Source organism: Thiohalobacter thiocyanaticus (genome assembly GCF_002356355.1).
Lineage (GTDB): Bacteria > Pseudomonadota > Gammaproteobacteria > Thiohalobacterales > Thiohalobacteraceae > Thiohalobacter > Thiohalobacter thiocyanaticus_A.
The window spans coordinates 3,033,561-3,045,670 of record NZ_AP018052.1; the positions used below are offsets into that span (position 1 = coordinate 3,033,561).

Consider the following 12,110-nt stretch of genomic DNA (forward strand, 5'->3'; position numbering starts at 1 on the left):
GTCAGTCCGGACTACCGGCGGCGGCAATCAATGCACGGTCCAGCTCGCGCAGCCTTTCCGGCGTGCCGACATCGACCCAGCGGCCGGTAAAGTGTTCGCCGCTGACCTGCCCCTGCGCGATGGCCCGACGCAGCAGCGGCGCCAGCGGGAAGCGGCCCGGCTCGCAGCCGGTGAACAGGTCCGGATGATAGACGCCGATGCCGCTGAAGGTCAGGCGCACTCCGCCGGTCTCGCGCAGTCGGCCGTCAGTGTGGAGATGGAAATCGCCGTCGGGATGCTGGGGCGGATTGTCGACCAACACCAGGTGCGCCAGCCCGTCGAGTCGCTGCGGCAGCCGGGCATAGTCATAGTCGGTCCAGATGTCGCCATTGATGACCAGGAACGGATCCGGCCCGAGCTTGGACAGGGCCTGCAGGATGCCGCCGCCGGTCTCCAGCGCCCCCTCAGGCTCGGGCGAATAGCTGATGCGCAGGCCGTGGCGGCTGCCATTGCCCAGCGCGGCCTCGATCTGCACGCCCAGATGGGCATGGTTGATCACCACCTCGCGCAGCCCGGCCCGGGCCAGCGCCTCGAGGTGATAATCGATCAGCGCCCGGCCGGCCACCGGCAGCAGCGGCTTGGGGGTATGGTCGGTCAGCGGCCGCATGCGCTCGCCGCGGCCGGCGGCCAGGATCATGGCTTTCATGGGGGCAACTTAACCACAAAACGGACAATCGACACAAAGAAGCGGGGGCGTCCCTCTCAGCCAAGGCCCGGCAGCACCCGCGCGCGGATGAACTCGCCCAAGGGACGCAACTCGTCGTAGTCCGGTGCGACCTCGACGATGTAGCCCAGGGTGCGGGGAATATCCTTGAGATAGCCGGGCTTGCGGTCACGCAGGTTGAGGCGGGCGAAAATGCCGACGGCCTTCAGATGCCGCTGCACCCCCATCCAGTCGAACCAGCGCAGGAAATCCTGTTCGGTCGCGGCCTCCGGGGCCAGCACGCCGGAGCGGATGGCCAGTGCCCGGTAACCCAGCGCCCAGGTATTGACCTGCTCGCGCGGCCAGGCGATGTAGCAGTCGCGCAGCAGCGAGACCAGGTCGTAGGTCAGCGGGCCGCGCACCGCATCCTGGAAATCGATAATGCCGGGATTCTGGGTGGGCAACAGCATCAGGTTGCGGGAATGATAGTCCCGGTGCACGAACACCTGCGGCTGTTGCAGTGCAGTGTCGATCAGGCCGGCGAAGGCCGTCTCCAGCAGATCACGGTCGGCGGCGGTCAGTTCGAGACCGAGTTGACGCTGCAGCAGCCAATCGCTGAACAGGCGCATCTCGCGGTCCAGCAGTTCGGTGTCGTAGGGCGGCAGCCCCTTCGTGTCGGCACCGGCCTGCATGGCCACCAGGGCCTCGAGGGCGTCACCATACAATCCCTCCACGGTGTCCGCGTCCAGTGCGTCGAGATAGAGGGTATGGCCCAGGTCGCCCAGCAGCACGAAGCCCTGGGCCAGGTCCTGCTCCAGCACGCCGGGCACGCTGACCCCGGCCTCCTGCAGCCGAGCGGCGATATCGACGAAGGGCGCGCTGTCCTCCTTCTCCGGCGGCGCGTCCATGACAATACGGGTGGACTCGCCGTCGGTCAGGCGGAAATAACGGCGGAAACTGGCATCGGCCGAGGCCGGCTCGATGGCGTCGAAAGGCTGGCCGATGTCGGCGAGCCATTGTTTGAGTTGTTCCAGACGTTGGTCCAAGCATACTCCTTGTTATCAGACCGTAGGATGGGTGGAAGCGCGAAGCGCTGTAACCCATCAACATGGCAGACGACGATGGGTTGCGCTGCGCTCCACCCATCCTACGTTAAGGTCTTCGCCGGCAGCCAGCGCCCCCTCACCTTCGCCCGCACATCATCGGCGATGAGATAGAAGCAGGGCACCCCGACCAGAATCAGCGCCGTGGCAAACATTAACCCGAATCCCAGACTCACCGCCATGGGCGAGAGAAAGGCGGTCTGACCGCTGGCGAAGAAGATCAGCGGCGAGATGCCCAGGAAGGTGGTTATGCTGGTGAGCAGGATCGGCCGAATGCGCACCCGGCCGGCCTCGACCAGGGCCTGGATGCGGTCCAGCCCTTCCGCCCGGCGCCGCTTGGCGAAATCCACCAGGATCAGGGAATCGTTGACCACGATACCGGTCAGGGCCAGGAAGCCGATCACCGACAGGAACTGCAGGTTGTAATCGAACAGGGCATGGCCGAACACCACACCGACCAGGCCGAAGGGGATGGCGAACATGACCACCAGCGGATCCAGGATGGAATTGAACAGCGCCGCCAGGATCAGAAAGATGATGAACAGCGAAATGATCAATGCCCGCCGGGCATCGGCCATGGAATCGGCCGCCTCCTTCTTCTCGCCCAGGAACAGCAGCCGGTAGTCGCCGTCGGCACGGTCCAGCTCCGGGAAGGCCGCGCGCAGGCCGTCGGCCACCTCCAGCGAGGTGTTGATCCGGCTGTCGACCTCGGCGGTGATGGTGGCCAGGCGCTGACCGTCACGGCGGTGGATGGTGCTCAGGCCGCGGTCCAGCTCCAGGCTGGCCACATCGCCCAGGTAGACCAGCCGGCCGTCGACCAGCACCACCGGCAGCGCCTCCAGCTGCGCCTGCTCGCGTACCGGCTCGGTGTAGATGACCCGCGCCGGGATACGCTCTTCGCGGTGGGTGACCTGCACCACTTCCTGGCCCAGGTAGCCGGTGCGCACCGCCTGCGCCAGCTGCTCCTGGGTCACGCCCAGTTCGCGCCCGCGAGCGTTCAGCCGGTACAGGTATTCCAGCTTGCCGGTCTCCAGGTCCTGCTGCACGTCATACACGCCGGGCTGACGGCGCAGCCAGTCCATGACGCGCTCGGCCTCGCCGCGCAGGCGCTCGATGTCGCGCCCCACCACCCCGACCTCGATGTCGGCCCCGGCCGGCCCGCCCTGCGGGCGCAGGATGGACATGCGCTGCAGCCCCGGCAGGCGCTGCAGGCGCTGGCGGATGTCGTTGATGATGGCTTCGGTCCGACGCTCGCGCTCGCCTTCCCAGCTGAAGCTGAGATTCACCACCGGGTTGACGAAGCGCTCGATGAAACCGCGCGGCCGGGGCTTCTTCAGGTCGATGATGAGCTGGATGTAATGGCTGCCCATTTTCGAGCGGTTGAAATCGATCAGGCTCACGCCGACGTTGGTCAGCAGGGTGTCCAACTCATGCTCGTCCAGGGTCTCGAACACCACCCGCTCCATGTCGCGCGCCAGGCGCTCGGAGTCCTCCAGGCTGTAGGTGTTGGGCGCCTCGGCGTTGACGAAGAACTGGCCGATGTCGACATTGCCGAACTGCTCATAGGGCAGGCGCGTGAGCGCATAGGCCAGCGCCAGCACCAGCGTGAGCAGCGCGAACAGGGTGACGAAGTAACGGTTGCGCAGGCTCCAGTCGAGTACGCCGAGGTAGCGTTTCAGCCAGCCCTGCCAGTCGATGCGGGTGGCCCGGGCGCCGCGCGGGCGCACCCGCAGCAGTTCGTTGGCATGCGAGGGCAACACGCCGAAGGCCTCCCACAGCGAGCCCAGCAGGGCGGCGCTGACCACCACCGGGATGACCTGGATGAAGGCGCCCATGGTGCCGCCGATGGCGAACATGGGAATGAAGGCGGCTATGGTGGTGGCGGTGGAGGCCACCACCGGCCAGAACACCTCGCGCGCGCCGGTCTCGGCCGCCTGGCGGGCGGGCAGTCCCTCCTCCATGTGACGGTAGATGTTCTCGTTGACGATGATGGCGTCGTCGACGATCAGGCCCAGGGCGATGAGGAAGGCGAACAGCGACACCATGTTGATGGTGAAGCCCAGGTAGTGAATGGCCGCCACCGCCACCAGGAATGAGACCGGGATGCCCAGCGCCGTAATGAGCGCGATGCGGAAATTGAGGAACAGATACAGCGACAGCAACAGCAGCACCAGCCCCACGGCGCCGGAGGACTTGACCGTGTCCAGGCGGTTCTTCACGTACACCGACAGATCGCTGAACAGGCCGGTGCGGATGCTGGGCGGCAGTTCGCGATCCAGCTGTGCGGCCAGGGCGCGGATGCGTTCGGACACCTCGATGGTGGAGGCATCGGCGGTCTTGGTCACGGTCAGGTTGACCGAGGGCTTGCCGTTGAAACGGCCCAGAGTGAGCGGCTCCTCCAGCCGCAGCCCGACCTCGGCCAGCATGCCCAGGGTGAGCTGGCCGCCGCTGGGGCTTGCGCGGACCACGATCTGCGCCACGTCCTGCGGCTGCGGCCGGGCGCCCTTGCCGCGCAGCAGGATGTCGCCCTCGGCGGCCTCGATCGAACCGCCCGGCAGATCGCGCAGGTTCTCGCGCACCGCCCGCACCAGGTCGGGGACCGCCACCCGGTAGGCGGCCAGCACATGCGGGTCGATCTCGATCCACAATTCCCATTCGCGGTCGCCGGCCACGCCCACCGCCGCCACACCCGGCACGTTGAGCATGCGCCGCTTGACGTCCTCGGCCGTGTCGTAGAGATAGCCGCGCGCCACCTCGCCGTACAGGCTCATGCTGATGACCGGAAACCGCGTCTCCAGCCGGCGCAGTTCCGGCTCCTCGGCCTCTTCGGGCAGATCGTCGATCTGGTCCAGCGCGGTCTGGGCGTCGCGCATGAACTGGTCCACGTCGGCGGTGGGCTTGAGTTCGATGGTGACGTTGGACAGGCCCTCGTTGCTGGTCGAGGTCAGGGTCTCGATGTCGGACATGCCGTCGAAGGCGTCCTCGATGGGCAGAGTCACCTGCTGCTCGACCTCCTCGGGCGAGGCACCCTCGAACACGGTGTCGATGCGCACCATGTCCTTCTCCACCACCGGGAACATCTCCTGCGGCATGGCCTGCCAGGAGGTCACGCCGATGATCACCACCACCGCCAGCAGCAGGTTGATGATCAGGGGATGGTCGATGGCATAACGAATCATGGAAGGCTGCAGCTAGTCGCCGACGATCTCGACCGGCTGGCCGTCGCTCAGTGCGGCCACGTCACGGGCCACGATGACCTGCCCCGCCGCCGGCCCGGTGCGGACGATATAGCGTGAATCCAGACGCAGCCCCAGTTCGACCGGCAGCCGTTCCAGCCGGCCGTCGGTCACCCGGAACACATAGCTGCGGCCCTCGTCGCGCAGCACCGCGGTCACCGGAATCAGCCGGGCGGCCTCGCGCCGGCGCAGGGGAAACGCCGCCATGGCCAGCTCACCCGGACTGGCATGCGCCCCGTCAAGGCGTACCCGCACGGCGTGGGTGAAGGTGGTCTCGTCCGGCTCGGCCTGCAGGGCCAGGATGCGCCCCTCCAGCATCCGGCCGTCGACCTCGACGGTCACCGCCTGCCCCGGGGCCAGGGCGCGCGCCACCTCGCCGCGCAACTCGGCATAGAAATCCAGCGCCGTCGGATCGACCAGCGTCACCGCCTCGCCCCCGGGGGTGACATAGTCGCCCGTCTCCAGCGCGACCGCATTGACCACACCGGCGAAGGGCGCCTTCAGCACGCTGCGCGCCAGGTCGCGTTCGGCCCGTTCCAGCGCGGTCCGGCGCAGCGCCAGGCGCGCCTCGGCGGTGTCCACGCCGGCCTGCAGCCGGGCCAGTTCAGCCTCCAGCTGCAGCAGCTGCCCGCGGGCCGCGTCGAGCTGGCTGGCCGAGCCGAGTTCGCGCGCGCTGAGCGATTCCAGCCGCCGCACCTCGTCCCGCTGCAACGCCACATTGTCCCGCGCCAGTACCAGCAGCCGCCGGTCGCGCTCGATCTGGGTCTGTTCCTGGCTGAACCCGGCCCGGGCCTCGGTCACGGCGGCACGCAGATCGGCGGCGTCCAGTTCCAGCAGCGGCTGGCCGGCGCCGACCTGCATCCCCGGCTCCACCCGGCGCCGCTCCACCTGGCCGCCGACCTCGAACCGCAGCCGGCTCTGGCGCGCGGCCTGCAGCCGGCCGCTGACCCGCTCCAGCGGCGTGACGTCCTCCTGCGCCACGGTCGCGACCCGTACCCGCAGCGGCGGCGGCTCGCCCGCAGCCGGCGGCGGGGCCGGCCGGGTCAGCACCAGGGCGACGGCAATCGCGACCAGGGCCAGCAGCGACAGGGATTTGTACGGGAACCTGGATCGAATCACGGGGCGGGGTTTTACGGTGTCGGAAGCGGCGGGATTTGAAGGAAAACCCATTCTATGCGATTTTACGGGGCGCCCGCCAGGAGCCTTTGCAAACATAAATATACAGCCGACCGTGAGCCGATCCCCTGTTTTGACCCTGCTGACCCGCGCGGCCTGCAGCACCGCCGTGCTGGCTGCCAGCCTGTCCCCGGCCCAGGCCGCCACACCCTGGCAGTGCCGACCGGCCGCCGCTGGCGACGGCTGGGACTGCCGACCGGCCGCGGCGGCGACCGCCACCGCACCGGCCGTGCCGGCCACGGGCGGCACCACACCGCCGCCGACAGCGGCCGCGCCCGCTGCGGTTGCCCCGAGCTCGCCGCCAACCGGCCGCGCACCTGCCGCGGCCCCTGCAGCCACGCCGCCGGCCGCCGACCCCACCTGGCGGCTGTGCCGGCCCGCCGCCGCACCGTCGGCACCGCTGCCGGCACCGGACCGGCGTCAGACCTACCTCGAAGGCGATCAGGCCGAGATCCGTCAGCAGCAGATCTATGTCCTGACCGGCAGCGCCCTGGTCGAACGCGACGGCGAGCGCATCCTGGCCGATCGCCTGACCTATGACGACGCCGCTTCCCGGGTCGAGGCCGAAGGTAACCTGCGCATCGAGCAGCCCGACATCCTGACCCAGGGCCAATGGGGCCATCTCAACCTGGCCGACGACACCGGCGAGATCCACCAGGTGATCTACCAGGTACCCCAGCGCCACGGCCGCGGCGAAGCCGAGGTCGTGTACCAGGAATCCGACATCCTCAAGCGTCTGGAACGAGCCACCTACACCACCTGCGATCCCGGCCGCAGCGACTGGCATATCCAGGCCCGCGAGGTCTACCTGCACCAGGACAAGGGCGAGGGCCGGGCCTGGCACGCCACCCTGCGCGTCAAGGACGTCCCCATCCTGTACACGCCCTACCTGAGCTTTCCGCTGGACGACCGGCGCAAGTCCGGGTTTCTGGTGCCCAGCCTGGGCGCTTCGGAAGAGACGGGGGCCGACATTTCCATCCCCTATTACTGGAACATCGCACCGAACCATGACGCCACCATCACGCCGCGTCTGATGAGCAAGCGCGGCGTACAGCTGATCGGTGAGTACCGCTTCCTGCAGCCAAGCCACTCAGGCCAGCTGGATCTGGAGGGGCTGCCCGCGGATCAGGAATTCGACGACGATCGCTACCTGCTCGGCTTCGAGCACGAGGCCCGGATCAGCCCGCATCTGAGCACCCAGATCGATTTTCTCGACATCTCCGACCGCCATTACTTCGAGGATCTGGGCAGCAATCTGGACGACACCAGCCGTACCTATATCCGCCGCTATGCCCAGGCCCGCTATCAGGGCCGGGGCTGGAATCTCACCGGCCGCGTCGACGACTATGTGGTCGCCGACCCCAGCATCACCACCGAACCGCTGCAGCGCCTGCCCCAGCTGCTGTTCAGCGCCCACCCGGCCCCGGGCTGGAATCCCTGGGGGCTGGACCTGCGCCTCAACAGCGAACTGGTGCGTTTCGAGCACGACACCCGCGTCACCGGCACCCGCGGGCACCTGGAACCGGTACTGGAACTGCCCTGGCTGCGCAACGCCTATCACATCACGCCCGGCGCGGGTCTGTTCCACACCCGTTACCAGCTGGACAACACCGCCGCAGGCGCCCCCGAGGAACCCGACCTGACCGTCCCCTACGGCTTCCTGGACGCCACCCTGTTCCTGGAACGCGACCTGCGGCTGGGCGGCGACACCTACCTGCATACCCTGGAGCCGCGGCTGTTCTATCTCTACGCACCGCACGAGGACCAGGACGACATCCCGCGCTTCGACACCGGCCTGTCCGACTTCCGCTTCTCGCAGCTGTTCGCGGTCAACCGCTTCAGCGGCCGCGACCGCTTCGGCGACGCCAACCAGCTGGCCGCCGCGATCACCTCGCGCATCCTGGACCCGCGCACCGGCTATGAGCGGCTGCGCTTCGGCATCGGTCAGCTGTACTACTTCCGCGACCGCGATGTGACCCTCAACCCGGGACAGGCACCCGAGACGCGTGACAGTTCCAACATCGTCGCCGACCTGAACCTGAACATCACCCGGGCGCTCAGCTTCAACGCCGGCATCCAGTACGACCCCGAGGCCGAGCGGGTCGACCGCCAGAGCTACCGTCTGCAATACCGACCGGATGCGCGCCATATCCTCAATCTCTCGCACCGCTTCCGCGACGGCACCCTGGAGCAGGTCGACATCAACGGCTTCTGGTACCTGACCGAGCGCTGGCACGCCGTGGGCCGCTGGTACTACTCGCTGGAGGACGACCAGCTGCTCGAGGCCCTGGCCGGGGTGGAATACGAAAGCTGCTGCTGGATCGCCCGGCTGGCGGTGCGCGACTTCATCAACTCGGTCACCAGCGGCACCGCCGGCAGTTCCGGCGAGCGCAACCTCGCGATCATGCTGCAGTTCGAGTTCAAGGGCCTGACCAGCCTGGGGCTGCCGGTGCAGGAACTGATCGAGGAGAGTGTGCTCGGCTACCGCCCCTGAGCTATCCGACCCCGGCACATCTGATATCATGGACGCCATGCATACGAGACTCCTGCCGATATTCATGTTCCTGGGCCTGCTGCTCGGCCTGTCCGCGCCGGCCGCCGCCCAGCCCATCAACCGCATCGTGGCCGTGGTCAACGACGACGTCATCCTCGCCAGCGAACTGGAGGACAAGGTGCAGCTGGTGCGTTCGCAGCTGGCGCAGCAGAACACCCAGGCGCCCGACCCGGCCCAGCTGGAACGCCAGGTGCTGGAGCGACTGATCATGGAGCGGCTCCAGCTGCAGGTGGCCGAACGCAACAACATCGAGGTCGATGACGAGACCCTCAACGCCAACCTGCGCAATATCGCGGCCCAGAACGGCGTCACCCTCACCGAGTTCCGCCAGACCCTGGAACGCGAGGGCATGGACTACGCCGCCTTCCGCGAGGAACTGCGCAGCCAGATCATGATCAACCGCCTGCGCCAGCAGACGGTCATCAACCGCATCGACATCAGTGACCAGGAGGTCGACAACCTGCTGGCCAGCCAGACCGCCTGGAGCGATCAGACCCGCGACTATCACCTGGGCCATATCCTCATCGCCACGCCCGAGGCCGCCTCTCCCGAACAGATCCAGGCCGCCGAGCGCAAGGCCACCGGGGTGCTGGATCGACTGCGCGGCGGCGCCGATTTCAGCGAGACCGCCGTGGCCGTCTCCGAGAGCGAGACCGCTCTCGAGGGCGGCGACCTCGGCTGGCGCAAGGCTGCCCAGCTGCCCAGCCTGTTCGCCGACGTCGTACGCGACATGCAACCGGGCGAGATCAGCGATCTGATCCGCAGCCCCAGCGGCTTTCACATCATCAAGCTGATCGACGTGCGCGGCGAAGAGCGCCACGTCATCACCCAGAGCCGGGTGCGCCATATCCTGCTCCAGCCGGACGAGATGACCAGCGAGGCCGATGTCCGGCTGCGCATCGAGCAGCTGCGCGGCCGGCTGGAAACCGGGGCCGATTTCGCCGAACTGGCGCGCTCGCATTCCACCGACAAGGTCTCGGCCTCCAACGGCGGCGACCTGGGCTGGGTCAACCCGGGCGACATGGTGCCCGAGTTCGAACAGGCCATGAACAAACTCGCCCCGGGCGAGATCAGCGAGCCGGTCCAGAGTCGCTTCGGCTGGCACCTGATCCAGGTCCTGGAGCGGCGCGAGCGCGACAGCACGGAAGACTACCAGCGCGCCCGCGCCCGGGAGATGATCCGCCAGCGCAAGACCGACGAGGAGATGGAACTCTGGTTGCGGCGGCTGCGCGACGAATCCTACATCGAGTACCGGCTGGAGCCACCCTCCGGGGCATGACCGCACCCGCCCATCTGGCCCTGACCCCCGGCGAACCCGCCGGCATCGGTCCCGATCTGTGCCTGGCCCTGGCCGCCGCCGAACTGCCCTGCGCCCTGACGGTGGTCGCCGACCCCGACCTGCTGGCGCAGCGGGCGGACGAACTCGGGCTGGCGGTCGAACTCGATACGCACCCGGCCACCGAAACCCACCGCCAGGGACGGCTGAACGTACTGCCGATCTCGCTGGCCCGCCCCTGCCGCAGCGGCCAGCTGGACCCGGCCAACGCCCCCTATGTCCTGCACACCCTGGATGCCGCCATCGATGGCTGCATCGACGGGCGTTTCGACGCCCTGGTCACCGCGCCGCTGCACAAGGGCGTGATCAACGAGGCCGGCATCGCCTTCACCGGCCACACCGAGTACCTGGCCGAGCGCACCGGCACGGCGAACGTGGTGATGATGCTGGCCACCGAGGGCCTGCGCGTGGCCCTGGCCACCACCCACCTGGCCGTGAGCGACATCCCGCGCCACATCACCCGCAGCAGTCTGCGGCAGGTGCTGCGCATCCTCGAGCGCGACCTGCAACGCTGGTTCGGCCTGGCGCGGCCCCGCATCCTGGTCGCCGGCCTCAACCCCCACGCCGGGGAAGGCGGCCATCTCGGCCGCGAGGAGATCGAGATCATCGCCCCGGTACTGGAGGAACTGCGTGAGCAGGAGCACATGCAGCTCATCGGTCCGCTGCCCGCCGACACCCTGTTCACGCCCAGGTACCTGGACGAGGCCGACGCGGTGCTGGCGATGTATCACGACCAGGGCCTGCCGGTGCTGAAATACAAGGGCTTCGGCCGGGCCGTGAATATCACCCTGGGCCTGCCCTTTGCCCGCACCTCGGTCGATCACGGCACCGCGCTGGAACTGGCCGGCAGCGGCCGGGCCAGCGACGCCAGCCTGCGCCTGGCCATCGCCACGGCGCTGAAAATGGTACGTCAAGGATGTGTTACGTAGGTCGGGTTAGCGCAGCGTAACCCGACGCGGGCTCCGCGCGCGGTGTCGGATTACGCCTTTCAGGCTGATCCGACCTACGGCAGCCGCGGTATCATGAAGGCGTAGGAGTAAAACAAATTGACGTCCGCCCATCGGCCGCGCAAGCGCTTCGGCCAGAACTTTCTCCATGACCGCGGCAGCCTCGAGCGCATGCTCGCCGCCATCGACCCGCAGCCGGGCCAGGCCCTGGTGGAGATCGGCCCCGGCCAGGGCGCGCTCACCTGGGATCTGCTGTCGCGCCTGGGCCGGCTGGAGGTCATCGAGTTGGACCGCGACCTGTGCGCCCGGCTGGAGACCGAGCGCAGCCGGCATCCGGGCGAGTTGATCATCCACAGCGGCGACGCCCTGAAGACCGATTTCTGCGCCCTGGAGCAGCCGCCGCCGCTGCGGGTGGTGGGCAATCTGCCCTACAACATCTCCACCCCGCTGCTGTTCCATCTGCTGGGCCAGGCCGGCTGCATCCGCGACATGCATTTTCTGCTGCAGAAGGAAGTGGTCGAGCGCATGGCCGCCGCGCCCGGCGGGAAGGACTACGGCCGGCTGTCGGTGATGCTGCAGATGCTGTGCGAGGTGGAACCGCTGTTCACCGTGGGCCCCGGCGCCTTCCGTCCGCCGCCGAAGGTGGACTCAGCCTTCGTGCGCCTGACCCCGCTGCCCACTCCGCGTTATGCCATCGACCCGGAGCGGTTCGCCGGGCGGGTGCGACTGGCCTTCGCCCAGCGCCGCAAGACCCTGCGCAACAATCTGAAGGGCGTGATCGATGCCGCGCAACTCGAGGCCGCCGGCATCGACCCCGGCCGCCGCGCCGAGACCCTGACCCTGGAGGAATTCGCCCGCCTGAGCATGCTGCCATCGTTACAGGACGGATGATTTCAACGCAGAGGCTTTCAAAGCCAGCATGGTAGGTCGGGTTAGCGCAGCGTAACCCGACATGCGGAAGCCAGTGTCGGGTTACGCCCTATCGGGCTAACCCGACCTACATCTTATGGAACCGCAGGCTTTCCCCGCCCAGGGTCAGCCGATATACTCGAGACAGGCAAGCAACGGAGGGAGGG

At 68.0% G+C, this 12,110-nt stretch carries 8 protein-coding genes; 4 read left to right on the forward strand and 4 right to left on the reverse strand.

All coding sequences use genetic code 11. The features are described 5' to 3' along the window. Position 1: 1 nt before the first annotated feature. The 4 genes from murU to CFK21_RS14040 all read right to left on the reverse strand — a co-directional run bounded on the left by murU (position 2) and on the right by CFK21_RS14040 (position 6,140). Positions 2-685, reverse strand: a complete 684-nt coding sequence (gene murU, locus CFK21_RS14025; protein WP_096367236.1) for an N-acetylmuramate alpha-1-phosphate uridylyltransferase MurU — start codon at positions 683-685, stop codon at positions 2-4. A gap of 56 nt (positions 686-741) precedes the next feature. Beyond that, complete coding sequence (locus CFK21_RS14030; protein WP_096367237.1) at positions 742-1,728, reverse strand: aminoglycoside phosphotransferase family protein; 987 nt, start codon at positions 1,726-1,728, stop codon at positions 742-744. A gap of 101 nt (positions 1,729-1,829) precedes the next feature. After that, the gene (locus tag CFK21_RS14035) at positions 1,830-4,964 is read right to left on the reverse strand and encodes an efflux RND transporter permease subunit (protein ID WP_096367238.1); all 3,135 of its coding nucleotides are present in this window, start codon (positions 4,962-4,964) and stop codon (positions 1,830-1,832) included. A 12-nt stretch (positions 4,965-4,976) separates the two neighbouring features. Then, complete coding sequence (locus CFK21_RS14040; protein WP_157745708.1) at positions 4,977-6,140, reverse strand: efflux RND transporter periplasmic adaptor subunit; 1,164 nt, start codon at positions 6,138-6,140, stop codon at positions 4,977-4,979. A 130-nt stretch (positions 6,141-6,270) separates the two neighbouring features. Here CFK21_RS14040 and CFK21_RS14045 point away from each other — a divergent pair, with 130 nt between their 5' ends. From CFK21_RS14045 to rsmA, 4 genes are all read left to right on the forward strand, one after another. Continuing rightward, complete coding sequence (locus tag CFK21_RS14045; protein ID WP_096367240.1) at positions 6,271-8,691, forward strand: LPS-assembly protein LptD; 2,421 nt, start codon at positions 6,271-6,273, stop codon at positions 8,689-8,691. A gap of 64 nt (positions 8,692-8,755) precedes the next feature. Continuing rightward, positions 8,756-10,030: a peptidylprolyl isomerase gene (locus CFK21_RS14050; RefSeq protein WP_096367634.1), complete on the forward strand. Its 1,275-nt coding sequence runs from the start codon at positions 8,756-8,758 to the stop codon at positions 10,028-10,030. Beyond that, entirely contained in the window at positions 10,027-11,016 is a 990-nt protein-coding gene (gene pdxA, locus CFK21_RS14055; RefSeq protein WP_096367241.1) for a 4-hydroxythreonine-4-phosphate dehydrogenase PdxA, read from the forward strand. Before CFK21_RS14050 ends, pdxA begins: the two co-directional genes overlap by 4 nt. 117 nt (positions 11,017-11,133) lie before the next feature. Further along, the gene (gene rsmA, locus CFK21_RS14060; RefSeq protein ID WP_096367242.1) at positions 11,134-11,925 is read left to right on the forward strand and encodes a 16S rRNA (adenine(1518)-N(6)/adenine(1519)-N(6))-dimethyltransferase RsmA; all 792 of its coding nucleotides are present in this window, start codon (positions 11,134-11,136) and stop codon (positions 11,923-11,925) included. Positions 11,926-12,110 lie beyond the last annotated feature (185 nt).

What these genes read in the sequence shown, in the direction of transcription:
- murU (WP_096367236.1), bottom strand. Translation starts at nt 685, where the DNA reads ATGAAAGCCATGATCCTGGCCGCCGGCCGCGGCGAGCGCATGCGGCCG.
- CFK21_RS14050 (WP_096367634.1), top strand. Translation starts at nt 8,756, where the DNA reads ATGTTCCTGGGCCTGCTGCTCGGCCTGTCCGCGCCGGCCGCCGCCCAG.
- pdxA (WP_096367241.1), top strand. Translation starts at nt 10,027, where the DNA reads ATGACCGCACCCGCCCATCTGGCCCTGACCCCCGGCGAACCCGCCGGC.
- CFK21_RS14035 (WP_096367238.1), bottom strand. Translation starts at nt 4,964, where the DNA reads ATGATTCGTTATGCCATCGACCATCCCCTGATCATCAACCTGCTGCTG.